This window comes from Streptomyces sp. NPDC104202 (assembly GCF_055584185.1).
The window spans coordinates 1-23,818 of the sequence record NZ_JBVJMN010000003.1 but is presented as its reverse complement, the minus strand read 5'-3'; the positions used below and the strand labels follow the sequence as shown (position 1 = coordinate 23,818).

General features: G+C 74.3%; 23 protein-coding genes. 6 read left to right on the top strand and 17 right to left on the bottom strand.

From position 1 onward, the window contains the following. Positions 1–136 precede the first annotated feature (136 nt). The 4 genes from ACZ60W_RS02680 to pcaDC form a co-directional block, all read right to left on the bottom strand. Positions 137–580, bottom strand: a complete 444-nt coding sequence (locus tag ACZ60W_RS02680) for a DUF6278 family protein (protein ID WP_469753518.1) — start codon at positions 578–580, stop codon at positions 137–139. 79 nt (positions 581–659) lie between these two features. Beyond that, positions 660–1,439 (bottom strand): exodeoxyribonuclease III, encoded by a 780-nt coding sequence (locus ACZ60W_RS02675; RefSeq protein ID WP_469753517.1) that lies wholly within the window; start codon positions 1,437–1,439, stop codon positions 660–662. A 70-nt stretch (positions 1,440–1,509) separates the two neighbouring features. Then, the gene (locus ACZ60W_RS02670) at positions 1,510–2,142 is read right to left on the bottom strand and encodes an MBL fold metallo-hydrolase (protein WP_469753516.1); all 633 of its coding nucleotides are present in this window, start codon (positions 2,140–2,142) and stop codon (positions 1,510–1,512) included. Positions 2,143–2,152: 10 nt separating this feature from the next. Next, positions 2,153–3,412, bottom strand: coding sequence for a bifunctional 3-oxoadipate enol-lactonase/4-carboxymuconolactone decarboxylase PcaDC (gene pcaDC, locus ACZ60W_RS02665; protein ID WP_469753515.1), 1,260 nt, complete (start codon positions 3,410–3,412; stop codon positions 2,153–2,155). A gap of 114 nt (positions 3,413–3,526) precedes the next feature. Here pcaDC and ACZ60W_RS02660 point away from each other — a divergent pair, with 114 nt between their 5' ends. After that, positions 3,527–5,575 (top strand): DUF4139 domain-containing protein, encoded by a 2,049-nt coding sequence (locus ACZ60W_RS02660; protein ID WP_469753514.1) that lies wholly within the window; start codon positions 3,527–3,529, stop codon positions 5,573–5,575. A 7-nt stretch (positions 5,576–5,582) separates the two neighbouring features. Then, positions 5,583–7,145: a mucoidy inhibitor MuiA family protein gene (locus ACZ60W_RS02655; RefSeq protein WP_469753513.1), complete on the top strand. Its 1,563-nt coding sequence runs from the start codon at positions 5,583–5,585 to the stop codon at positions 7,143–7,145. A 15-nt stretch (positions 7,146–7,160) separates the two neighbouring features. Here the strand turns inward: ACZ60W_RS02655 and ACZ60W_RS02650 are convergent, their stop codons facing one another. The 6 genes from ACZ60W_RS02650 to ACZ60W_RS02625 all read right to left on the bottom strand — a co-directional run bounded on the left by ACZ60W_RS02650 (position 7,161) and on the right by ACZ60W_RS02625 (position 12,738). Then, positions 7,161–7,775, bottom strand: coding sequence for a hypothetical protein (locus ACZ60W_RS02650; protein ID WP_469753512.1), 615 nt, complete (start codon positions 7,773–7,775; stop codon positions 7,161–7,163). After that, positions 7,772–8,947, bottom strand: a complete 1,176-nt coding sequence (locus ACZ60W_RS02645; RefSeq protein WP_469753511.1) for an ROK family glucokinase — start codon at positions 8,945–8,947, stop codon at positions 7,772–7,774. Before ACZ60W_RS02645 ends, ACZ60W_RS02650 begins: the two co-directional genes overlap by 4 nt. A 58-nt stretch (positions 8,948–9,005) precedes the next feature. Next, complete coding sequence (locus tag ACZ60W_RS02640) at positions 9,006–9,824, bottom strand: ATP-binding cassette domain-containing protein (protein WP_469753510.1); 819 nt, start codon at positions 9,822–9,824, stop codon at positions 9,006–9,008. Then, positions 9,821–10,876 carry an ABC transporter permease gene (locus ACZ60W_RS02635; protein WP_469753509.1) on the bottom strand — a complete coding sequence of 352 codons (1,056 nt, stop codon included), beginning with the start codon at positions 10,874–10,876 and terminating at the stop codon, positions 9,821–9,823. Before ACZ60W_RS02635 ends, ACZ60W_RS02640 begins: the two co-directional genes overlap by 4 nt. After that, complete coding sequence (locus ACZ60W_RS02630) at positions 10,873–11,892, bottom strand: sugar ABC transporter substrate-binding protein (protein WP_469753508.1); 1,020 nt, start codon at positions 11,890–11,892, stop codon at positions 10,873–10,875. The genes ACZ60W_RS02635 and ACZ60W_RS02630 overlap by 4 nt, the downstream gene beginning before the upstream one ends. An 87-nt stretch (positions 11,893–11,979) precedes the next feature. Continuing rightward, positions 11,980–12,738, bottom strand: coding sequence for a GntR family transcriptional regulator (locus ACZ60W_RS02625; protein WP_469753507.1), 759 nt, complete (start codon positions 12,736–12,738; stop codon positions 11,980–11,982). Between the two features lie 115 nt (positions 12,739–12,853). Between ACZ60W_RS02625 and ACZ60W_RS02620 the strand changes: the two genes are divergently transcribed. Next, positions 12,854–13,849 (top strand): Gfo/Idh/MocA family protein, encoded by a 996-nt coding sequence (locus tag ACZ60W_RS02620; protein WP_469753506.1) that lies wholly within the window; start codon positions 12,854–12,856, stop codon positions 13,847–13,849. Between the two features lie 66 nt (positions 13,850–13,915). Here ACZ60W_RS02620 and ACZ60W_RS02615 read toward each other — a convergent pair whose 3' ends face one another. Genes ACZ60W_RS02615 through ACZ60W_RS02605 form a run of 3 tightly spaced genes read right to left on the bottom strand, consistent with a single transcriptional unit; the run spans position 13,916 to position 16,994 of the window. Next, positions 13,916–15,094 carry a cytochrome P450 family protein gene (locus ACZ60W_RS02615; protein WP_469753505.1) on the bottom strand — a complete coding sequence of 393 codons (1,179 nt, stop codon included), beginning with the start codon at positions 15,092–15,094 and terminating at the stop codon, positions 13,916–13,918. A 17-nt stretch (positions 15,095–15,111) separates the two neighbouring features. Further along, positions 15,112–15,786 (bottom strand): response regulator, encoded by a 675-nt coding sequence (locus ACZ60W_RS02610; protein ID WP_469753504.1) that lies wholly within the window; start codon positions 15,784–15,786, stop codon positions 15,112–15,114. Next, positions 15,783–16,994 carry a sensor histidine kinase gene (locus ACZ60W_RS02605; protein ID WP_469753503.1) on the bottom strand — a complete coding sequence of 404 codons (1,212 nt, stop codon included), beginning with the start codon at positions 16,992–16,994 and terminating at the stop codon, positions 15,783–15,785. The genes ACZ60W_RS02610 and ACZ60W_RS02605 overlap by 4 nt, the downstream gene beginning before the upstream one ends. A gap of 145 nt (positions 16,995–17,139) precedes the next feature. Here ACZ60W_RS02605 and ACZ60W_RS02600 point away from each other — a divergent pair, with 145 nt between their 5' ends. Next, positions 17,140–17,361 carry a hypothetical protein gene (locus tag ACZ60W_RS02600; RefSeq protein WP_469753502.1) on the top strand — a complete coding sequence of 74 codons (222 nt, stop codon included), beginning with the start codon at positions 17,140–17,142 and terminating at the stop codon, positions 17,359–17,361. Position 17,362: 1 nt separating this feature from the next. Here the strand turns inward: ACZ60W_RS02600 and ACZ60W_RS02595 are convergent, their stop codons facing one another. Both ACZ60W_RS02595 and ACZ60W_RS02590 read right to left on the bottom strand, forming a co-directional pair. Then, positions 17,363–18,289 carry a DMT family transporter gene (locus ACZ60W_RS02595; RefSeq protein ID WP_469753501.1) on the bottom strand — a complete coding sequence of 309 codons (927 nt, stop codon included), beginning with the start codon at positions 18,287–18,289 and terminating at the stop codon, positions 17,363–17,365. A 116-nt stretch (positions 18,290–18,405) separates the two neighbouring features. After that, complete coding sequence (locus ACZ60W_RS02590) at positions 18,406–19,014, bottom strand: dihydrofolate reductase family protein (protein WP_469753500.1); 609 nt, start codon at positions 19,012–19,014, stop codon at positions 18,406–18,408. Positions 19,015–19,185: 171 nt separating this feature from the next. On the opposite strand from ACZ60W_RS02590, the gene ACZ60W_RS02585 reads away from it, so the two are divergent. Then, on the top strand, positions 19,186–19,926 hold the full coding sequence (locus tag ACZ60W_RS02585) for an SDR family NAD(P)-dependent oxidoreductase (RefSeq protein ID WP_469753499.1): 741 nt from the start codon (positions 19,186–19,188) through the stop codon (positions 19,924–19,926). A 158-nt stretch (positions 19,927–20,084) separates the two neighbouring features. Here the strand turns inward: ACZ60W_RS02585 and alc are convergent, their stop codons facing one another. Both alc and allB read right to left on the bottom strand, forming a co-directional pair. Further along, entirely contained in the window at positions 20,085–21,203 is a 1,119-nt protein-coding gene (gene alc / locus ACZ60W_RS02580; RefSeq protein WP_469753498.1) for an allantoicase, read from the bottom strand. 3 nt (positions 21,204–21,206) lie between these two features. Beyond that, complete coding sequence (gene allB / locus ACZ60W_RS02575; RefSeq protein ID WP_469753497.1) at positions 21,207–22,541, bottom strand: allantoinase AllB; 1,335 nt, start codon at positions 22,539–22,541, stop codon at positions 21,207–21,209. 326 nt (positions 22,542–22,867) lie between these two features. Between allB and ACZ60W_RS02570 the strand changes: the two genes are divergently transcribed. Continuing rightward, positions 22,868–23,677, top strand: coding sequence for an IclR family transcriptional regulator (locus ACZ60W_RS02570; protein ID WP_469753496.1), 810 nt, complete (start codon positions 22,868–22,870; stop codon positions 23,675–23,677). The last annotated feature ends 141 nt before the right edge of the window (positions 23,678–23,818 follow it).

The following is a 23,818-nucleotide window of genomic DNA, read 5'->3' as shown; positions in this document are numbered from 1 at the left end:
GCTGCCCTGCCCCCTTCTCGGCGGTGTCGCGGTCAGCGCAAACGTTCCACGAGACGAAGGGGCTTCGGGTTCGACACGCATGAAACCGAGATAAGCCGTATTTACTGCAAAGGGGTGGTGCGAGCCGGCTCCCGCGTCAGTACTCGGCGGCCTCGGCGTACACCTGGGAGAGCTCCGGCGAGCCCGTCATCGCCCAGTCGAGCCCGGCCTCGACGACCTGGATCTCCCGGCCGGAGGCGAGGCGCACCACCGGTCCCCCGCCCGGCCACACCTGCCATCGCGCGCCCGGGACGTTCCGGACGATGACGGTGCCGAGGTAGAGCCCGGCGTCGTTGCCGATCCAGGGGAGCTCCTCCGGATCGTTCCGCCAGCGCGGCGGGAGCTGGTCGAGCTCCTGGAGGGAGCGTGGGGTGTCGTCGAGCACCACCCCGGCCGTTCCGACACGGGTACGCAGCAGCTCGCACTCGGAGAGCAGCTCGGCCACTCCCTCCGGGTCGCGGTCGAACGCCGCGGCCAGGGGGGAGTCGACCGGCTCGGCCTCATGTCGCTTGCGCCAGTTGTCCAGAAACGGAATGTTCATCCGAACAGCCTCGCACCGTCACCTCCCGCTCGACCACCCGGCGCGCGGAAACGATCTCCGCCGCCGGGCGGGGCGGCCGTCAGACGTCGAGGTCGACGACGACCGGGGCGTGGTCGGACGCGCCCTTGCCCTTGCGCTCCTCGCGGTCCACGTAGCTGTCCGAGACCGCCTCGGCGAAGGGCTTGTTGCCGTAGACCAGGTCGATGCGCATGCCCTTGTTCTTCGGGAAGCAGAGCTGGCGGTAGTCCCAGTACGTGTAGGGGTGGTCGTACTTCAGGGGGCGCGGGACGACGTCGGTCAGTCCGGTCTCGCGCAGACCGGCCAGCGCGGCCCGCTCCGGCTCCGTCACGTGCGTGGCGCCCTCGAAGAGCGACCGGTCCCAGACGTCGTCGTCGGTCGGGGCGATGTTGTAGTCCCCGAGGACGGCGAAGGGGCGCCCGCCCGCCGCGTCGTCCGCGACGGCGGCCTTGAGCGCCTCCAGCCAGCGGAGCTTGTACGCGTAGTGGTCGTGGGCGACCTCGCGGCCGTTCGGCACGTAGACCGACCAGACGCGGACCGGGCCGCAGGTCGCGGAGATCGCCCGCGGCTCCTCGGCCCCCTCGTACTCCGGGCCGCCGGGCAGGCCGGTGACGACGTCGGCGAGGCCGACCCGGGAGACCAGGGCCACGCCGTTCCACCGTCCGGTGGCGTTGACCGCCGACTCGTACCCCAGGGCGCGGAGCTCCTCGGTGGGGAACTGCTCGGCGGTGCACTTGGTCTCCTGGATGCACAGCACGTCCGTGCCGGTGCTCTCCAGCCAGGCCAGGAGCCGGGGCAGCCGGGCGGTGATCGAATTGACGTTCCAGGTGGCGATGCGCATGCCCGCAAGCCTACTGGCGGGGTGTGACAGCCGGCCGGTGCGCCGCCCGGGACGCCCCCGGCCCGCACGATCAGACGTCGGCGGAGCCGCCCGGGACCAGACGGAGGTGGTCGGTGCCGCCGAGCGCGCCGATCTGGCGGTCGTAGAGGGGCCGGGCGAGGTCGGTGAGCAGCGCGTCGTGGATGTCGTACGCCCGGCGCGGCTTGACCTCGCGCACGTAGTCGATGACCTCGGAGATCTTGTTCCAGGGGGCCATGACGGGGAGCAGCAGGGTGTCCACGGGGTGGTCGGGGACGGTGAGCGCGTCGCCGGGGTGGAAGACGGCGCCGTCGACGAGGAAGCCCACGTTGGTGATGCGCGGGATGTCCGGGTGGATCACCGCGTGCAGCTCTCCGTGGACCTGGACGTCGAACCCGGCGGCCGTGAAGGCGTCGCCGTGGCCGACGGTGTGGACGCGCCCGGGGAAGGCCGCCGAGAGCCGGTCCGCGACGCTGCGGAGCGTCCAGACCTCGACGGCCGCGTCGGCTTCGAGGAGGGCGCGCAGCCGGCCCTCGTCGAAGTGGTCCGGGTGCTCGTGGGTGACGAACACGGCGTCCGCGCCGCGGACCGCGTCCTCCTCGGTGAACATGCCCGGGTCGAGGACGAGCGTCCGCCCGTCCTTCTCCAGCCGTACGCACGCGTGGGACTTCTTCGTCAGCTTCACGCCGTCCAGGCTACGCCGGGGGCGTGGTCTCCTCCTCGACGACGCGGGTGACCACGCGCAGGGCCGTCTCGGCCGCCGGCAGGCCGCAGTACACGCCCGCGTGGAGGACGATCTCGCGGATCTCCTCGGCCGACAGGCCGTTGCGCAGGGCGGCCCGGGTGTGGTCCGCGAGGGCCTCCCGGTGCCCCCCGGCGATGAGCGCCGTGAGGGTGACGGCGCTGCGGGTGCGCCGGTCCAGCCCCTCGCGGCCCCAGACCTCGCCCCAGGCGTACCGGGTGACCAGCTCCTGGAAGGCGCCGTCGGGGTCCGCCGCGAGCGCCTGGTCGACATGGGCGTCGCCGAGGACCTCGCGGCGCAGCCCGAGCCCCTTCTCGTACGGGTCGGGCCGTCCGGCCGGGCCGGGCTCGGCCTCCGGCGCCGCCGGCGCGGCATCGGCGGGAGGCACCGGCACCGGGGGGACCGGCGGCACGGCGAGGGTCCCGCTGGACTCCTGCGCGGCCCCGGCGAAGTGCTCGGTCAGCAGGTCGGTGACGGCGGCGGGCTGCTCGACGGGGGCCAGGTGCGAGGCGCCGGGGACGACCGCGAGGCGCGCGTCGGCGATGCCGGCGACCAGGGTCCGGGCCTCGGCGGGCCCGGTGACCCGGTCCTCCGAGCCGACGAGGACGAGCGCCGGGACGCCGATGCTGCCCAGGGCCTCACGGACGTCGAAGACGGCGAGGGCCTCGCAGGCGGAGATGTAGCAGGCGGGGTCGGTCGTGCGGACCATCTGCACGGCCCAGTCGACGATCGCGGGCTGCGCTCCGGCGAACAGCGGCGTGAACCACTGCTCGGGCGCGGTCCTGGCCATCGGCTCCAGGCCGTTCGCCCGGACGATCACCCCGCGCTGCCGGAACTCGTCGGGGGTCCCGAACCGGGGGGAGGTGGCGACCAGCGCCAGCGACGCCACCCGGTGCGGCGCCCGCAGCGCAAGGTCGAGTCCGACGGCCCCGCCCAGCGAACACCCCGCGTACCCGAAGCGCTGCACGCCCAGCTCGTCGAGGGTGGCGAGCAGCCGGTCCCCCAGCTCGGCGACGGACGTGAACGGCTGCGCGGGCGCTCCGCCGTGCCCGGGCAGGTCGAACCGGACGACTCTCCACTCCCGGGTCAGCTCGGGTATCTGCCGGTCCCACATGTGCCATGTCGTCCCCAGTGAGGGCCCCATGACCAGGACCGGGGCGTCGTCGCGCCCGTCGACGCGGTATTGCAGGGTGTTCGTCGGTGTCTCACTCACCCGCCCACGCTCCCACATCCGTACCGGCCGCGGGGGCAGGGGGTCGAGCGGGCGACGCCGCGGGGCGCCGCGGCGTAGGCTGCGGGCAGCGTGAGGCCAAGGGGGGCGGAGCACATGGCGGGTGGGTCCGAGGAGCGGTGGGAATCGGCTCTGGACGCGGTGGTGGTGTACGCGCGGGGCGCGCTCTGCCGCCGGCTGGCGGGGGGAACGGTCCCGCCCGGCGGCCGGGTGGTCGTGACCGGGCTGCCCCGGTCGCTGGACCCCGGGTCGCTGCGGGCTCGGGTCGTCGGCACGCCGGGCGTACGGGTCACCGAGGCGCGGGTGGAGGTCGAGGCGGAGCCGGTCGCACCGGGCGCGCCCGAGGGCCTCGGGCGCGAGGTGGAACGGCTGCGGGACGCGCGCGAGGCGGTGGAGGCCCGGCGCGACCGGCAGCTGGGGCTCGTGAAGGAGATCGAGGCGCTGCACCCGGTGGCGCCCGGCCGGAAGCGGGAGGACCCGCACCGGCGGAGCCCCGTCGAGGCGTGGCTGGAACTCGCCGACTTCGTGGACGAGCGGCTGACCGGGCTGCACGCGCGCCTGGCGGAGCTGGAGGAGGAGCTGCGCGAGGCCGAGCACGCCGTGACCGTCGCCGCCGAGCGTCTCGCCCGCGCCTCCACCGACGCGCCGGCCGCCCACGTGCGGACGGAGGTCTGCGCGGTCCTGACGCTGGACGGCGTCGGGGACGCCGCGACGGACGTGCGCGTGGAGCTGGAGTACGGGGTGCCCGGCGCCGTCTGGGTGCCGACCTACCGGCTGACCCACCAGCAGGGCGACGGCAGTGGACGGCTGTTGATGCGGGCTTCGGTCGCCCAGCGGACCGACGAGGACTGGACGGGGGTGCGCATCGCCTTCTCCACCGCGGACCTGAGCCGCCGCACGGACCTGCCCCGGCTCCGTTCGATCCGGCTCGGCCGCCGTCAGGCCGCCCCCGCGCCGTCCGGCTGGCGCGAGCCCCCGGCCGGGCTCGCGGACCTCTTCGCCGGATATGACGCGGCGGGCCCCCGCCCGGCGGCGGCCTACGGGCCCGGCGGCGCGGTCGCCGGCTCCGCGGGCGGCGCCTCCGACGACGCCTGGGGCGCGCCGCCGCCCCTCGCGGCGGGTGCGGCCGCGCCGCCCCCCGTGCCCCCGCCGGCGCCCGCGGCCCGGGCCCGGCGCGCCGCCCCTCCGATGCCGCAGGCACCCGGCGGCGGCTACGGCGCCCCGGCGTTCGCGGCGCCCCCGGGCGGACCGGTGCCCTCGGCTCCCGCCGCGGCCGCGCCGCCGCCCCCGCCTCCGCCGCCCCCGGGGCCGCCGCAGCCCAGCGGCGCCGAGCTCGACTACGCGGCCCTGGTGCTGCGCGGCCCCGACGAGCAGGGCGGCCGCCGCGGCCGGCTGTTCCCGGAGGCCCCCTCGGACGTGGTGGCGGCCGAGTACCGCCGCCGCGCCGAGGCGGTGGCCGAGCAGCCGCTTCCGGGCAGGACCGTCCGCCCCCGCGAGTCGGCGGGCTCCTTCGACCACCGCTTCGACGCCGCCGCCCGAGCCGACGTCCCCTCGGACGGCACCTGGCACACCGTGACGGTCGGCGAGATCGCCGTGGGGCTGCGCACCGAGTACCTGTGCGTGCCGTCCGTCGAGCCGACGGTGTACGCGACGCTGGTCCTCGCCAACGCCACCGACCAAGCGCTGCTCGCCGGGCCGGTGGAGGTCACCGTCGACGACGACTTCCTGCTCACCGCCGCGCTGCCCACGCTCGCCCCGGGCGGGGTCCGCCGGATGGGACTCGGGCCCGCCGAGGGCATCCGCGTCACCCGCCGCACGCATCTGAACGAGTCGACCGCCGGCATGCGCAACCACACCACCGTGCTCGACCACCGCGTCCACGTGGAGCTGGCCAACCGGCTCGCGCGCCCCGTCACGGTCGAGGTCCACGAGCGGGTGCCGGTCAGCTCGGAGCCCGACGTCCGCATCGAGGAGCGGGCGGACTGGACGACGCCCGAGGAGGGCTCGGGCCCCGACCGCCTCGCGCCGGGCACCCGGGTCTGGCGGCTCGACCTGCCCGCCGGCGCCACCACCGCCCTCGACGGCGGCTACGAGATCCGCATCCCGACCGGCAAGGCCCTGGTCGGCGGCAACCGCAGGAGCTGACACCGCCATGACCACGACACCCGAGCCGATCGCCCTCCCCGTCACCGCCGTGACCTGCCTGGAGGACCGCGCCCTCGTCGAGCGGACCACCGTCCTCGACCTGCCGGCCGGCGTCACCCGGCTGCGTCTCGGCCCGGTCGGCGCGCTCGCCGTCGACCGGACGCTCCACGCCGAGCTGACCGCCGAGCACGCCGCGACCGTCCTCGACGTGCGGATCGTCCGCGCCTGGACCCCGCGCGGCCCGCGCCCCTCCCCCGTCGACGACTCCGCCCTGCGCCTGCGGGTGCACGCCCTGGAAGAGGAGGAGGCCGACCTCGGCCGGCAGACCGAACGGCTGCGGGCCCGGCTCGGACTGCTCGGCCGGCTCGCCGGCGACCTGATGCGGGAGATCGGCGAGGGCACCGGATACGGCGAGAGCGAGCGGCCGCGCTGGACCCGCGAGCTCGACCGCGTGGACGGCGAGCGCGACACGTACGCCGAACGGCTGCGCGCCGTGGAGGCCCGGCAGGCCGCGCTGGAGACCGAGCTCCTGGAGTCCCAGCGGGCCCTGTTCCGGTCGGAGGAGGAGCCCGCCGAGCTGGTGGGCCAGGTCGAGCTGACCGTGGAGACGGCGGCGGCCGGGCCGGTGGGCCTGCGCCTGACCCACGTCACTCCCTGCGCCCTGTGGCGGCCCGCCTACCGGGCCGTGCTCGACGGCGACTCCCTCACCGTGGAGACCGACGCGATGGTCTGGCAGCGCACCGGAGAGGACTGGTCGGACGTCCGGCTGACGCTCTCGACGGCCCGCTCCGCGCGGGCCACCGACCCGCCGCGGCTCACCGAGGACCGGCTGACGCTGAAGGACCGCTCGGCGGCCGAGCGCCGCACCGTCGACGTGGAGCTGCGCGAGGAGGACGTCGAGTCCCTCGGGCCCGCCCCCGTGCTCGGTCTGCCGGGGGTCGACGACGGCGGCGAGGCCCGCGTCCTGCACGCCCCCGCGCCGGTCTCCGTGCCCGCGGACGGGCGTGCCCACCGGGTGCCGCTGTCCTCGTTCACCGCGCCCGCCCGCGGTGAGTACGCCTGCTCGCCGGAGCTGTCCCCGCTGGTCACCCAGGTGGTCCGGTTCGACAACCTGTCCGGCCACGTGCTGCTCGCCGGGCCCGTCGACCTGGTCCGGGGCAGCGGCTTCACCGGGCGCGGCACGCTGGACTTCACGGCCGTCGGCGCCGCCGCCGAGCTGGCCTTCGGCAGCCGCGACGACTACCGGGTGGTCCGGCTCGCCGAGGAGTCCCGCGACTCCGTGGGCCTGACCCAGCGCACGGTGGTCACCCGCACGGTCCGGCTGCACGTGTCGCGCTTCTCCGCGCCCGGGGAGGACGGCGGGCGCACGGTGGTGCTCCGCGAGCGGATCCCGGTCTCCGAGGTCTCGGCGGTCGAGGTGCGCCTCCACAAGGACGCCTGCTCCCCGCCGCCGGACGCGGTCGACGCCGACGGCATCGCCCGCTGGGAGGTGGACCTCCCGCCCGGCGGCGGCCGTACGGTCACGCTGGTGTACGAGCTGTCGGCGAGCGCCAAGGTCACCGGCCTCTGAGCGGGCCGGCGGAGGTCAGGGGCTGGTGGCGGAGACCGCGTAGACCCGGGGGAAGGCCGGGTCGGTGAGGTCGACGGTGATGTCGGTGTCGGGGCGGGGCTCCTCGCGGGCGACGGAGGTGCCCGCCCAGGTGGTCCCGCCGGTCGTGCCGGCGGTGGTGCCGTCGGTCGCGCCGTCGCCGAAGGTCCAGCCGGCGATGTCGGCGTCCCGGTCGCCGACGGTGATGCGGCCCGAGGTGAGGGCCGCGCGGCTGGTGCCGGACTCGGCGAGGAAGAGGTCGAGGCCGGTGGCGGTCGTCGTGAACTGGACGTAGAGCCGGCTGGTCTTCCAGTTGCTGGTCTCGTAGTAGGCGACGTCCCAGGCGCCGGCGGGGATCGGCACCTCGAAGACCCGGCGCTTCATGAGCGAGGGCCAGTTGGCCTGGAGACCGGCGGCCGAGGACTCGCGCTCCTTGTCGCGGCCGCTGTCGCGGCTCTGGCCGGCGGAGATGACCAGGTAGCCGGCCGGGATGCCGACGAGCAGCACGATGGTGACGGCGGTCAGCCAGCGGCGGCGGATCATGTGCCGCCGGTCCTCGGGCAGCTTGGCCCGGGGGTCGCGCGGCGGGGTGGACTGGTGGGGCACGGTCATGAAGGCGGGTCCTCGGGGGTACGGGCGGCCCGGCCCGTGGTCCCGTTGCGCAGGACCTGGGCGTAGCGCTCGTACCGTTCGTACCGCTCGACGCGGCGCCGGTTGGCGCGGCGGAAGCGGCGGGCGACGAGCCGGGCGAGGTCGGCGGCACCGACCATGCCCGCCTCGGGGCCGAGCTGGGCGCGGGTGATACGGGCCTCGGGGCGGTAGCCGCGACCGGTGAGGTGGCGGCGGAAGGCGTCCCGGGCGGGGCCGATCAGGAGGTCGTCGGCGGCGGAGACGCCTCCGCCGATGACGAAGCAGGAGGGGTCGAGGGCGGCGGCCAGGTTCGCGATGCCGACGCCGAGCCACTGGCCGATGTCCTGGAGCAGCTCGACGCACATGGCGTCGCCCTCGCGGGCGAGCTCGGTGATGAGCGGCCCGCTGATCTCGGGGACGTTGCCCTTGACCCGTTCGATGATCCCGTACGCCACCGGGGAGTCGGCGGCGGCGAGCTCGCGGGCCTCGCGGACCAGCGCGTTGCCGGAGCTGTACTGCTCCCAGCAGCCCCGGTTGCCGCAGGGGCAGCGGTGTCCGCCGGGGACGACCTGCATGTGGCCGAACTCGCCGGCGACGCCGTACTTGCCGCGCTTGACCTGGCCGTCCTCCAGGATCGCGCCGCCGATGCCGGTGCCGAGGGTGATCATGACGAGGTGGTCCTCGCCGCGTCCGGCGCCGAAGCGCCACTCGGCCCAGGCGGCGGTGTTGGCGTCGTTGTCGACCATGACGGGGACCGCGAGGCGGCCCTGGAGCGCGTCGCGGAGGGGTTCGTTGCGCCAGGAGAGGTGCGGGGCGAAGAGCACCCGGGCGCGGTCGGCGTCGACCCAGCCGGCCGCGCCGATGCCGACGGCGTGCACGTCGTGCCGGTCGGAGAGGTCCAGGACCAGTTCGACGATGGTGTCCTCGACGACCTTGGGGCTCTTGGACTTGTCCGGGGTCTCCGTGCGGAGCTTCTCCAGGATGTTGCCGTCGGCGTCGACGACACCGGCCATCACCTTCGTACCGCCGATGTCGATGCCGACGGTCGGCACCCGGGGGGCCGTCAGGTGGGAGCGCCGCTCCCGGGTCCCGACGGTCCGCAGGACGGTGCCCCGGGCCGAGCCCCGGTGGGTGAGGTCGCGGTAGGTACTCATCGGCTCCGATTCTGCCAGCTGGGGAGTGAGCGGGCCGTGAGGTCGGCCGCGGCGGCGGTCACATCGCGGACGGCCGCTCCAGTTCGTGGCGGAGGTCCTCCAGCTCGGTGCCGCCCGCCATCTGCCGGGTCAACTCGTCGAGCGTCACGGACGCCTTGGTGTGGCTGCCGGCCATGACGCCGCGCTTCAGGAGGACGAAGCGGTCGCCGACGAGGTAGGCGTGGTGCGGGTTGTGCGTGATGAGGACCACGCCGAGGCCCTGGTCACGTGCGGCGGCGACGTACTTCAGGACGACGCCCGACTGCTTGACGCCGAGCGCGGCGGTCGGCTCGTCGAGGACGAGGACCTTGGCGCCGAAGTGGACGGCGCGGGCGATGGCCACGCACTGGCGCTCGCCGCCGGAGAGGGTGCCGATGGGCTGGTCCACGTCGCGCAGGTCGATGCCCATCCGGAGCAGCGCCTCGCGGGTGGTGCTCCGCATCAGGCCGACGTCGAGCCGCCTGAGGGGGCCGGAGCCCCTGGTGGGCTCGGAGCCGAGGAAGAAGTTCCGCCAGACGGGCATCAGCGGGACCACGGCCAGGTCCTGGTAGACGGTGGCGATGCCGCGGTCGAGGGCGTCGCGGGGGTTGGCGAGGGCGACCTCCTCCCCCTCGACGCGGAAGGTCCCGGCGTCGTGCCGGTGGAGACCCGCGACGATCTTGATGAGGGTGGACTTGCCGGCGCCGTTGTCGCCGAGGACGCAGGTGATCTCGCCCGCGCGGACCTCCAGGGAGACCCCTTCGAGGGCGCGGATGTTCCCGTAGTACTTGCTGACGTCGGTCAGCTCGACGAGCGGGGCGGCGTCGGGGGCGGCGGGCGCCGTGGCGTCGGTCGTCACTTGGTGGCCTCCACGCGCTTGCGGATCCAGGCGTTCAGCAGGGTCGCCAGGAGGAGCATCGCTCCCAGGAAGAACTTGAACCAGTCGGGGTTCCACTCGGCGTACACGATGCCCTTGCTGGTCATGCCGAAGATGAGGGCGCCGACCGCCGAGCCGATGGCGGAGCCGTAGCCGCCGGTGATCAGGCAGCCGCCGATGACGGCCGCGATGATGTAGATCAGCTCGTTGCCGACGCCTTCGCCGGACTGGACGACGTCGAAGGAGAACAGCAGGTGCTGGCCGGAGATCCAGGCGCAGAAGGCCACGCCCATGTAGAGGCCGATCTTCGTCCGGTAGACGGGGACGCCGACCGCGCGGGCCGCGTCGGCGCCGCCGCCGACCGCGAAGATCCAGTTGCCGAAGCGGGTGCGGAGCAGGATCCAGGTGGCGAGGGCGACGAGGCCGAACCACCACAGGATGGTGACCTTGAACTCGACGCCGCCGACGGTCAGCTGCGAGGCGAAGAGCTTCCGGGCGGAGGGGAAGCCCTCCATGTCGGCGATGGTCTTGGTGGAGACGGTGCCGCTGATCAGCTTGGTGAGGCCGAGGTTCAGACCGGTCAGCATGAGGAAGGTGCCCAGCGTGATGATGAAGCTGGGCAGCTTGGTGCGGGTCAGCATGACGCCGTTGAAGAGGCCGATCGCCAGCGTGGCGAGCAGCGAGACGCCGACGCCGACCCAGACGTTGGCGGTCATCTGGTAGCTGAACATCGACGAGATCAGCGCCGAGCTCGTCACCATCACGCCGGCGGAGAGGTCGAACTCGCCGCCGATCATCAGCAGCGCGACGGGGACCGCCATGATGCCGATGGTGGACGCCGCGTAGAGGACGGTGCCCATGCTGGAGGCGCGCAGGAAGCTGTCGGCGACGACCGAGAAGAACAGGAAGACGGCGATCGCGCCGACGACCGAGCCGAGCTCGGGGCGGGCGAGCAGCTTCTTCAGCGGGGTGGTGCGCAGGAGCCGCTCGTCGACGTGGTCGACGCCGTCCGACGGCGGGGCGGTGGAGCTCATCGGGTGCCCCGCTCCGCGTAGCCGACGAGCGCGGCGGCGTCGTCCTTCGTGATGATCTGGGGTCCGGTGAGGACGGGCTTGCCGCCGCCGAGGACGTCGGCGTTGTAGCGGTAGAGCCAGAGCAGGTCGACGGCCTCGTACCCCTGGAGGTAGGGCTGCTGGTCGACGGCGAAGCCGAGGGTGCCGGCCTTCAGGGCGCCCGCCACCTTGGCGTTCAGGTCGAAGGTGTCGACCTCGGCGGTGCTTCCGGCGCTCTTCGCGGCCTGGACGGCGGCGTCGGCGAAGGGGGCGCCGAGGGTGACGACGGCGTCGATGCCCTTGTCCGACTGGAGCTTGGCCTCGATGGACGCCTTGACGTCGGGCATGTTGGTGCCGTCGACGTAGAGGTTCACGAGTTCGCCGCCGAAGGTCTTCTTCGCACCGCCGCAGCGCTGCTCGTGGCCGACGTTGCCCTGCTCGTGCAGGACGCAGAGGGCCTTCTTCTTCCCGCGCCGGTCGAGCTCCTCGCCGACGGCCTCGCCGGCGACGGTCTCGTCCTGGCCGATGTGGGTGAGGGCGCCGTAGGCCGCCGACTGGTCGGCGCCCGAGTTCACGGTGATCACCGGGATGCCGGCCTTGACGGCCTTCTCGACGGCGGCCTTGACCGCGTCGGGCTTGGCGAGGGTCACGATGAGGCCGTCGACGCCCTTGGTGACGTACGAGTCGATCAGCTGCGCCTGTTCCTTGCCCTCGTCGCTGTGGGCGTACAGGAAGTTGATGTTGTCCTTGACGGCGGCCTGCTTGGCGCCGTTCTGGACGATGTCCCAGAAGGTGTCGCCGTCGCCGGAGTGGGTCACCATGGCGAAGGTCCAGCGGGGGGTGTCGACGGCCGCCCGGCCCTGGGCCGCGGCCGCCTTGCGGGCGTCCTCCGCCCGCTTTCCGCCGGTGCTGCTGCACCCCGCGAGCGCCCCTGTGAGTGTGAGCGCGAGCACGGCGCCGACGACGGCGCGTACCCCTCCGGTCCGAAGCCTGGTCACGAGGCCGTGCCCTTCTTTGTGTCCTTCTGCGTGCATTGCAGTATCGGTCATGCGGATCGCGGCGCTCGTCAGGGGGCCTCCTCGGGACTACGGACGGACCATCAGCTGGAACTCGAAGGCGTACCGGGCGGCCCGGTAGAGGTGGGAGCCGTACTCGACGGCGCGGCCGGTGTCGTCGAAGGTGGTGCGCTCCATCGTGAGCAGCGGGGCGCCCTCCGGCTCGTCGAGGAGCGCGGCCTCCCCGGCGGTCGCGGCGCGGGCGCCGATCGACTGCCGGGCGCTGTGCAGGGTCACGGCGGCGGAGCGGAGCGTGCGGTAGAGGCCGGTGGTCTCCAGGAGCGCGGTGTCGGCGGCGACGAGCCCGGCGGGGAGGTGGTTGCGCAGGTACGCCATGGGTTCGCCGTGGGCGGTGCGGAGCCGCTCCAGGTAGCGGACCTCGCTGCCCGGGGGGAGGCCGAGGGCGGCGGCGACCGGGGCGGGCGCGGGTTCGGTGCGGTCGACGAGGACCCGGGTGGCGGGGCTCCGTCCCGCGGCGTCGAGGTCGTCGTAGAGGCTGCTGAGCTCCAGCGGGCGCCGGACCCTGCTGTGCAGGACCTGGGTGCCGACGCCGCGGCGGCGGACCAGGAGGCCCTTGTCGACGAGGGTCTGGATGGCCTGGCGGACGGTGGGGCGCGACAGGCCGAGGCGGGTTGCGAGGTCGATCTCGTTGCCGAGGAGGGTGCCCGGCGCCAGCGTCCCGTTCTCCACGGCGCCCTCCAGCTGCCGGGCGAGCTGGAAGTAGAGCGGGACCGGGCTGCTGCGGTCCACGGAGAGCAGGGGCAGGGGGGATCCGGACTGCTTGGACACGGGGGGAGCGTAGCCCCGGGGTGCGGGTGACAGGAAGCACATGACGGGAGGTCGTGACGTCCGGATGTCCTGACAAATCCTTGACAGGGGGGACGGGCGCCCCCACGGTGGGGCCATGCGCATCGGACTCATCGGTACGGGACGGATCGGGAGCTTCCACGCGGGTGTGCTGGCCCGCCATCCGGGGGTCGGGGCGCTGGTCGTGGCCGACGCGGACGCCTCGCGGGCGGCCGGTGTCGCGGGGGCCCTGGGCGCCGAGGCGGCCCCGGACGTGGAGGCCCTGCTCGGCCGTCCCCTGGACGCCGTGGTCATCGCCTCGGCGACGGCCGCGCACGCGGATCTCATCACACGGGCGGCCCGGGCGGGGCTGCCGGCCTTCTGCGAGAAGCCGATCGCCCTGGACGTGCCGGGGACGGCGCGGGCGCTCGCGGCGGTCGCCGCGGCGGGCACCCAGCTGCAGCTGGGGTTCATGCGCCGCTTCGACGCGGGGTACGGGGCGGCGCGCGAGGCGGTGCGGTCGGGGCGGCTGGGCCGGCTGCACACCGTGCGGGCCGTGACCTCCGACCCGGCGCCGCCGCCCGCCGCGTACCTGCCGCTCTCCGGCGGGCTCTTCCGGGACTGCCTGGTCCACGACTTCGACATCGTCCGCTGGGTGACCGGCCGGGAGGTCGTCGAGGTGTACGCGACGGGCTCGGACGCGGGCCCGGCGATGTTCCGCGCGGCGGGCGACGTGGACACGGCCGCCGCCCTGCTCACCCTGGACGACGGCACGCCGGTGACGGTGACCGGGACGCGGTGCAACGGCGCCGGGTACGACGTGCGCATGGAGCTGGCGGGCGAGCGGGACCAGATCGTGGTGGGGCTCGACGAGCGCGCCCCGCTCACCTCCGTGGAGCCGCACGGGCCGGCCGCGCCGGGCAAGCCCTGGCCGGGTTTCCTGGAGCGGTTCGGCCCCGCGTACGAGGCCGAACTCGACGCCTTCGTACGGCTGGTGCGCGGCGAGGCGGCCAACCCCTGCGACGGCCGGGAAGCCCTGGCGGCCCTCCGGATCGCCGAGGCCTGCGAGCTCTCCCGCCGGGAGCGGCGTCCGGTGCGGGTGGACACCGCCTGAGCCGCGCCGGGCCGGGCGCCCCCCGGGCGGGGCCTCCGGCCCGCGCCGCGGGGGCCGGCCGGCCGTTCACCACCGGACGGGCAGGCTCCGTACGCCGCGCAGGAGGAGGCCGGGCAGCCATTCCCAGGGCTCCCCCTCGGGGTCGAGCTCCAGCCGGGGGAAGCGGTCGAGCAGGGTCCGGAGCGCGATCCGGCCCTCCAGGCGGGCCAGCGGGGCGCCGAGGCAGTAGTGGATGCCGTGGCCGAAGGCGAGGTGGCCGCGGGTGTCCCGGCGGATGTCGAAGCGGTCGGGGTCGGCGAAGCGCGCGGGGTCGCGGTCGAGCGCGCCGATGCCCACGAGGACGCTCTCGTGGGCGGGGACGACCCGGCCGCCGAGGACGACCTCCTCCCGGGTGAAGCGGAAGGTGCCGGTCTCCACCGGGCCGTCGTACCGCAGGGACTCCTCGATCGCCCCGTCGAGGAGCCCGGGGTCGGCCCGCAGGGCGGCGAGCTGCTCGGGGTGGGTGAGCAGGTTGCGGACGGTGTTGGAGATCAGGTTGACGGTGGTCTCGTGGCCCGCGATGAGCAACAGATAGGCCATCGCGCGCAGTTCGGGTCCGGAGAGCCGGTCGCCGTCCTCGGCGCGGGCGGTGATCAGGCCGGAGAGCAGGTCGTCGGCGGGGCCGGCGGCCCGCTTGTCCTCGATGAGCGAGTCCAGATAGCCGGCGAAGCCCTCCAGGGCCTCCTGGATGCCCTGTTCGCCGGTGGGCACGACCAGCTCGTTCGACCAGCGGCGGAAGGTGTCGCGGTCCGCGGCGGGAACGCCGAGGAGTTCGCAGATGACGGTGATCGGCAGCGGGAAGGCGTAGGCGTCGACGAGGTCGGCGCGGCCCGCCGGCTCCATCGCGTCGGCCAGGTCGTGGGTGAGCCGCTCGATCCGGGGCCGCAGGCCCTCCACCCGGCGGCCGGTGAACTCGGCCGTGACCAGGCGGCGCAGCCGGGTGTGGTCGGGGGCGTCCGCCGCGAGGAGGTGGACGCCGACGATGTCCTCCTCGGGCGGCTTCACACCGATGACGGACGGGGACTTGGCCAGGCGCGGGTCGGCGAGCGCGGCGCGTCCCTCCTCGTGGCCGACGACGAGCCAGAACCGGAAGCCGTCCGGCATCCGCACCTCGTGCACGGGACCGGCCTCGCGGAACTTCGCGTAGTAGGGATACGGGTTCGCGGTGAAGTCCGCACCGTACTCCCCCAGTTCGATGACGGACATCGGTGCAGACTATCCGACTAGGCGTCGTCGGCCTCGTCCAGCAGGCCCGCGTCGTGGACCAGGAGCGCGATCTGGACGCGGTTGTCGAGGTCGAGTTTGGCGAGGACGCGGGAGACGTGCGCCTTGACCGTCGGAACGCTCATGTAGAGCTCGGCGGCGATCTCGGCGTTGGAGCGGCCGCGGCCGACGGCGACGGCCACCTCCCGTTCGCGCTCGGCGAGCCGGCCGAGGCGGCCTGCGGCGGCGGCGCTCCGGGACCGCTCCGGCCGGTCGGCGGCGACGCGGGTCATCAGCTGGCGGGTCACGGCCGGCGAGAGCACGGGCTCCCCGGCGGCGACACGGCGGACGGCGGCGAGGATCTCGGCCGGCGGGGTGTCCTTGAGGACGAACCCGGCGGCGCCGGCCCGCAGCGCGCGCACCACCTGTTCGTCGGCGTGGAAGGTGGTGAGGACGATGACCTCGGGGGCGTCCGGGCGGGCCCGGAGCCGTTCGGTGGCGGTCAGGCCGTCGACCCGGGGCATGCGGATGTCCATGAGGACGACGTGCGGGGCGAGTCGGGCGACGAGCTCGGGGACGTCGGCGCCGTCGGAGCCCTCACCGACGATCTCCACTCCGTCGGCGCCGCCGAGCATCAGGGTGAGGCCCCCGCGGACCAGGGGGTCGTCGTCGACGATGAGCAGCCGGATGGTCATGGGGGCCACGGTAGCCAGGCGTGCAGGGCGAACCCGCCGTCGGGGGCCGGGCCGTGGTCCATCCGGCCGCCGGCGAGGGTGGCGCGTTCGGTGAGGCCGATCAGTCCCTGGCCGGAGCCGGGGACGTGCGGGACCGGCCCGGCGGGGGCGGGGTTGTGGACGTCGACGGTGAGGCCCTCGCCCGGCCGGCCGCGGACGGTGACCGTGACCACGGTTCCCGGCGCGTGCTTGCGGGCGTTGGTGAGGCCCTCCTGCGCGATGCGGTAGACGGTCCGGCCGGTGGCGGCGGGCACGGTGGAGGGGTCGTCGACGGTGGTGTCGAGGACGACGTCGGCCCCCGCCTCGCGGGATTCGGCGACGAGCGCGTCGAGGGTGGCGAGCGTGGGCTGGGGCCGGTCCCCGTCGCCGCTCTCACCGGGGGTGCGCAGGACGCCGATGATCTCGCGGAGGTCCTGCAGCGCCTCGTGCGCGCTGTCGCGGATGACGCCGGCGGCGCGGGCGACCTGCTCGGGCGGGGCGTCGGGCCGGAACTCCAGGGCCCCGGCGTGCACGCTGAGCAGGGTCAGCCGGTGGGCGAGGACGTCGTGCATCTCGCGGGCGATGGCCTCGCGGGCCAGCCGCTGCGCCTGGGCGGCCCGCAGCTCCGCCTCGGCCTCGGCGCGGCGGGCGCGTTCCCTCAGGGCCTCGACGAGCAGGCGCCGGGAGCGGACGAGCATGCCCCAGGCGGTGACCAGGAGGATGAGGATCGAGCCGATGGCGACGTTCAGCCAGGCGTTGGTGGTGGGGTCGGGACGGACGAAGACCTGCACGGCCGAGGTGGCCACGGCGAACCCGACGATCCACGCGACCTCGCGGAGGGGACGGCGTACGGCGACGCTGAACAGGCTCGCGAGCAGCGCCCCGGCCGCGACCGGGGCCGCCACGTTCACCAGGGCGAGGGCGACGGCGAGCCCGACGGGCCACCGCCGGCGCGTCCAGAGGGCGCAGCAGGCGGCGGCGCCGGCGAGCTGGTCGGCGAGGGTGACCGCCTCGCTGGTGTACTGCGCGCTGGCGTCGGCGGCCAGGAGGCCGACGAAGGCCGCGAGCAGGAAGAGCGCGGTGTCCACGACCCAGTCGCGGGCCGTTCGGCGGGGCCTCGGCGCCCCGGTCCCGCCCGGTTCGACCAGGTGGGAGGGGAGCAGCCAGCGCTGCCGGTCCGTACGAGTCATAGGGGCAATGTACGCAGCCGGGGGACGCCCGCCGGGCATGAGAGGGCGGGCCGCTACCGAAGTCGCACGGGTCGATACTTCGGTAGCGGGTGCCGTGGACCGCGGGCGGACGCGGCCCGGCGGCCGCCCCGGCCATGATCACCGCATGAAGAGATTTCTTGAGGTCGGCGGATTCCTGCTCACGGTGTTCGGCGTCTGCGGGGTGGTCAGGGAACTCACGGACGGCTGGTTCAAGCTGATGGGCCTCACGCGGTTCCTGACCGACCACGTGTGGTTCCTGGAGGGCCGGGAGGTGTTCGCCAACATCGTGATCGCGGTCCTCGGCCTGGTCCTCATGATCGTGTCGGACCGGGTCCCCCGGACGTGAGTCAGGCCGGCTCCCCGTCGGCGGCGCGCCGGCCCCAGCCGGTGCCGGCCAGGACGAGGACGGCGCCCAAGAGGCCGAGGACGCCGGGGCGGTCGCCGGCGACGGCGATGCCCGCGGCGGCCGCCCAGAGCGGCTCGGTGCCGAGGAGCAGGCTGACGCGGGAGGGCGAGGTGCGGCGGACCGCCCACATCTGCACGAAGAACGCGAAGAGCGTGCAGAAGACGGAGAGGAAGAGCAGGCCGGCCCACTCGCGCGGCCCGAAGTCCAGGGCGACGGCCCACGGCGAGGCGCCGGTGCCGGGGAAGGCCGCCAGGACGGCGAACACGGCCACGGCGGAGCCGAGCTGGACGGTGGTGAGCGAGAGCGAGTCCGCCGAGCGCACCGCCTTGATCCGCGACATGGCCAGCACGTGCGCCGTCCGGGCGACGGCCGCGAGCAGCATCAGCAGGTCGCCGGTCGACGGGGCGGTGAAACCGCCGCCCTGGGTCAGCAGGACGACACCGGCGACGGAGAGCCCGGCGGCGGCGAGGAACGCGCGCGGGGGCCTGACCCGGTTCACCGCGGCCTCCGCGAGCGGGGTGAAGATCATGGTGAGGCTGATGATCAGGCCCGCGTTGGTGGCGGAGGTGTGCACGACGCCGTACGTCTCCAGCAGGAAGATCCCGCTCAGGATCAGCCCGAGGGCCCCGGCGCCGCGCCACTGGGCCGCGGTCAGGGCACGGAGCCTGCTCCATCCGGCGGCCACCAGGACCGGCAGGACCACGGCGAAGCGCAGGACGAGGACCGCGACGACGGTGTGCGTGGTGGTGATGCCCTTGGCGGCCAGATAGCTGGCGCCCCACACGACGGCGACGAGCAGGACGGGCAGGTCGGTGAGCCAGGCCCGGCGCGGGGCGCCGAGGGTCACGGGTGCGGCGATGGACGACATGGCGGCCGCTTCTCCCACTCTTCGGACGGGGTGGAGACTTCGGCGGCTCCCACGTGGAGCGATCACCGTACCCGGCCGGGCCGTTGGCGGCTACACCTTTCCCTCGGCCGCCGCGCTCAGTAGCTGCCGTACGCGGGCCTGCCCGCCAGCTCGTACGTGTGGAGGGCGACGCCCGAGCCCGTGGCGCGCGCGTCGACGAGACGGAACGCGGTGGGCCGGACCCCGTCGGAGAAGAGACGGCGCCCGGTGCCCAGGACCACCGGGAAGACGTGCAGGTGGAGGGTGTCGATCAGGTCGTGGTCGAGGAGCGTCCTGGCGAGGGTGGCGCTGCCGTGCATCTGGATCTCGCCCTCGACGCTCTCCTTGAGGGCGGCCACCTCCTTCACCACGTCGCCGCGGAGCAGGGTCGTGCCCTGCCACTCCGCGGCGGCGAGCGTGGTCGTGGCGACGTACTTGGGAAGCCGGTTGAGCTTCGAGGCGACCGGGTCCGCGGGGTCATCGTGCCGGGGCCAGTACCCCGAGAAGATGTCGTACGTACGGCGGCCGAGCAGGAACGCGGTCGGCCGGGCGAAGATCTCGGTGACGCGCCGCCCGAAGTCCTCGTCGCCGTACGGCACGGACCAGCCGCCGTGCTCGAAGCCGCCGCTGCGGTCCTCCTCCGGCCCTCCGGGCGCCTGGACGACACCGTCGAGGGTGAGGAACTGGGTCAGGCTGAGGGTGGCCATGGCGGGTGCCCTTTCTGTTCTCCGGACCATCGTGTCTCACCTCCTTCGACTCCACCGCCCGACGGAACTCATCGGTGGCCGGGTCGGGGTCCGATTCCCGCCAGCGCCCGTCCACTCCGCCGACTTTCATTGAACCCGCAACCACTTGTCACGACCCACGGAGGTTTCGGGATGTCCACCATGAGCGGCACCGCGGTCCTGGTCACGGGCGGCAGCCGCGGCATCGGCGCCGCCACGGCCGTCCGCCTCGCCGAGGAGGGCGCCGACGTCGCCTTCACCTACGTCCGGGACGAGGCCCGCGCCCGGGACGTCGCCGCCCGCATCGAGGCCGCCGGCCGCAAGGCCCTCCCCCTCCGCGCCGACGCCGCCGACGCCGGCGACGCGGCCGGCGCGGTCGACTGGGCGGCGGACGCCCTCGGCCGGCTCGACGTCCTGGTGAACAACGTCGGCGTCGGCGTCCTCGGCCCCCTGGAGTCCCTCACCCTCGCCGACGTCGACCGCGTCCTCGCCGTCAACGTCCGCGCGGCCTTCCTCGCCTCCCAGGCCGCCGCCGCACGCCTCCCCGAGGGCGGCCGGATCATCACGATCGGCACCTGCATGACCCAGCGCGTGCCCGGCCCCGGCGGAACCCTCTACACGACCAGCAAGGCCGCCCTCGTCGGCCTCACCAAGGCGCTCGCCCGCGAGCTCGGCGCCCGTGGCATCACCGCCAACCTCGTCCACCCCGGCCCCGTCGACACCGACATGAACCCCGCCGACGGCCCCTTCGCCCCCGGCCAGACCGCCCTCACCGCCCTCGGCCGCTTCGGCACCCCGTCCGAGGTCGCCGCCATGGTCGCCTTCCTCGCCGGCCCCGGCGGCACCTACGTCACCGGCGCCGAGTTCTCCGTAGACGGCGGCCACGCGGCCTGACACCCCCCAGGCGAGTGAGCCGAAGGGCGCCGCCGGAGGAACGGCCCCGACCGCGCGCAGCCTCCCGAGGAACGAGGAAGGCGAGCACGGCCGGGGCCGTGAGTCCGGCACCAGGCGCCCGGAGGCGAACCGAGCCTCGAAAAAGGGGTGGGGGCTTCTCAGCCGCCCAGCTCCTGGTGGCGGGCCGTCAGGCGTGCGGCGCCGGTCTCGGTGAGGGAGCCGAAGAGACGGAGGCGGGAGATGCCGCCGTCCGGGTAGATGTCGATCCGTACGCGGGAGCCGACGGCGGGGGCGTCCAGGACGAAGCGGTGGTTGGTGTCGGGCTGGAGGCGGGTCCGGGGGAGGATCTCGGTCCAGTCCTCGGAGCCTTCGGCGGCGACGGAGAGCGCGGCCCAGCCGGCGCTGTTGCCCTTGAGGTAGGCGGTGTCGATCTCGACGGCGCGGATCTCGGATTCGGCGACGAGCTGGTAGCGGATCCAGTCGTTGCCCTTGTCGCGGCGGCGGCGGGTCTCCCAGCCGTCGTCCATCTTGCGGGAGCGGCCCGGCTGGATGGTGTTGGTGGCGGGCGAGTAGAAGCGGTCGGAGGCGTCCTCGACCTGGCCGCCGTTCTCCAGGGCCGCGAGGTCGAAGGTGCCGAGCACGCCGAGCCACTGCGGGTCGGGGGCGACTTCGCCGTACACCCGGAGGCGGGCGATGCCGCCGTCGGGGTGCTGGTTGACGCGGAGGTGGGTGAAGCGCTGCTCGACGTCGACGGCGAAGCCGTTGGCGGCGTGGCCGCCGACGGCGGTGCGCGGGACGAGGGTCGTCCACTTGACGTCGTCGGTGAGGAGTTCCTCGGGCGAGGGGGAGCCGGCGACGGAGGCGGCCTCGACGGAGACGGCCTGCGGGTAGTTGCCGCGGAAGTGGGCGGTGTCGAGGACGATGCCGCGGACGACGCCGGGGGCACCGAGGCGGACGAGGGCCCAGTCGTGGTCGTCCTCGGTGGGGTGGGGCTGCTGGGCGGAGACGCCGCGGCGGCGGCGGGTCTCCCAGCCGTCCATGATCTTGCCCTTGTGGCCGAAGTGCTCGGGGTCGAACTCGGCGGGTTCGGGCTTGAGCAGGTTCTCGCGCTCGGCGAAGAACTCGTCGTTGGCGGCGACGACACCGGCGCCGAGGCGCCGGTCGGCGAGGTCGGCGTACTGGGTGAAGGGGAAGTCGGCGGTGCGGTAGTCGGCGTACGGGTCACCGCCGCCGAAGGGGCTGGCGTCGCCGGTGAAGGAGGGTATGCCGGTGCTCACGGGTCAGTTGTTCCTTTCGAGGAGGCGGCCGGAGGGCTCGGCCAGGGTGCCGTGGTCGGCGATCCGCTCGCCGCGCAGCCAGGTGGAGGTGACGACGCCGCTGAGGGTCTTGCCGGCGTAGGCGGTGATCCTGTTGCGGTGCTGGAGTTCGGCCGGGTCGACGGTGAAGGTGGCGTCGGGGGCGAGGACGGCGAAGTCGGCGTCGCGGCCGGCCTCGATGGCGCCCTTGCGGGTGAGTCCGGCGAGCCGGGCCGGGCCCGCGGACATCCAGCGGACGACGTCCTCCAGGGTGTGGCCGCGGCGGCGGGCCTCGGTCCAGATGGCGGGCAGGCCGAGCTGGAGGGAGGAGATGCCGCCCCAGGCCGAGGCGAAGTCGGGGGTCTTGAGGTCCGCGGTGGACGGGGAGTGGTCGGAGACGATGCAGTCGATCGTGCCGTCGGCGAGGCCCGCCCAGAGGGCGTCCTGGTTCGACGCCTCGCGGATGGGCGGACAGCACTTGAACTCGGTGGCGCCGTCCGGGATCTCCTCGGCCGTGAGGGTGAGGAAGTGCGGGCAGGACTCGACGGTGATCTTGACGCCCTCGGCCTTGGCGGCGGCGATGAGCGGCAGCGCGTCGGAGGAGGAGAGGTGCAGGACGTGCACGCGGGCGTTCAGGCGGCGGGCCTGGGCGACCAGGTTCTCGATGGCGGTGTTCTCGGCGTCGCGGGGGCGCGAGGCGAGGAAGTCGGCGTACGCGCCGCCGGGGCGCTGGGGGGCGGCGGCGAGGTGGTGCGGGTCCTCGGCGTGCACGATCATCAGGCCGTCGAAGCCGGAGATCTCGGCGAGCGAGGTCGCGAGCTGCTCCTGGTCGAGGGAGGGGAACTCGTCGACGCCGGAGGGCGAGAGGAAGCACTTGAAGCCGTAGACCCCGGCGTCGTGGAGGGGGCGCAGGTCCTTGACGTTGTCGGGGAGCGCGCCGCCCCAGAAGCCGACGTCGATGTGGGCCTTGCGGCGGGCGACCTCCTGCTTGACGCGGAGGTTCTCGACGGTGGTGGTGGGGGGCAGCGAGTTCAGCGGCATGTCGAGCAGGGTGGTGATGCCGCCGGCGGCGGCCGCGCGGGTGGCGGTCCAGAAGCCCTCCCACTCGGTGCGGCCGGGGTCGTTCACGTGCACGTGGGTGTCGACGAGTCCGGGCAGGACGACGTCGTCTCCGACGTCCTCGAGCCGGGCGCCGGCGGGCACCTCGGCGTCGTACGGCAGCACGGCCGCGATCGTCCCTCCGGAGACGGCGATCGACGCCGGGCGCGTCCCCTCGGGGGTGATGACGCGTGTCGAGCGCAGGACCAGGTTGACGTCCACCCGTACCCCTTCTTCAAGCACTTCGGCGAGAAATTCAACGAACTGTTGAAGGAGTCTTCACTTCCGGACGACATGTCGTCAAGGGCACACTTCCAGCATCGGCCCTTGGTGAACCCGCCTTGGAGGTTTCCACAAAGTGGAAATGAAATTCCGTATAGTAGAACGTAGCTCCGCACAGGCGGGGCGGACCCGGACCCCTCCGGGCCCTCGGCGACACCGGACAAACACCCCCTGACCGGCGCGTACGCCGGCACCGGGACCATGTGCCCCGGCCGGTGGCCCGGTAGGCTGCTGCCTTGCCCGCCTGCCTCGAAAGGACCGTTGACGTGCCGACGTCCAGCGCCAGCACCACCGACGCCGCCAAGCCCTCCGCCGCGAGCGGTGGCGTCCAGTCCCTTGAGCGTGCCTTCGACCTCCTGGAGCGGATGGCCGACGCAGGGGGCGAGGTGGGGCTGAGCGAGCTCTCCGCCAGCAGCGGACTGCCCCTCCCCACCATCCACCGCCTGATGCGCACCCTGGTGGCCTGCGGCTACGTGCGCCAGCAGCCCAACCGGCGGTACGCGCTCGGCCCCCGCCTCATCCGGCTCGGCGAGTCCTCCGCGCGCCTCCTCGGCACCTGGGCGCGCCCCTACCTCGCGCGGCTCGTCGAGGAGACCGGCGAGACGGCCAACATGGCGCTGCTCGACGGCGACGAGATCGTCTACGTGGCGCAGGTGCCGTCCAAGCACTCCATGCGCATGTTCACCGAGGTCGGCCGCCGCGTGCTGCCCCACTCCACCGGCGTCGGCAAGGCGCTCCTCGCGCACACCCCGGCGGAGGAGGTGCGCGCGCTGCTCGCCCGTACGGGCATGCCGGCCGCCACCGAGAAGACGATCACGACCCCGGACGGCTTCCTCGACGCGCTCGTCGCGGTCCGCGAGAGCGGCTACGCGGTCGACGACAACGAGCAGGAGATAGGAGTCCGCTGCCTCGCGGTCTCCGTCCCCGACTCCCCCACCGCGGCGGCCATCTCCATCTCCGGCCCGGCCGGCCGGGTCACCGAGGCCGCCACGGAGAAGATCGTCCCGATCCTCCAGGAGGTCGCGCGCGAACTGTCCGCCGCCCTCGCGAACACCTCGGGCAACGGCCCGTCCTGAACCGTCGGGGGGGGGGGGGGGGGGGGGGGGGGGGGGGGGGGGGGGGGGGGGGGGGGGGGGGGGGGGGGGGGGGGGATGGGGGGGGGGGGGGGGGGGGGGGGGGGGGGGAGGGGGGTGGGGGGGGGGGTGGGGGGCGGCCGG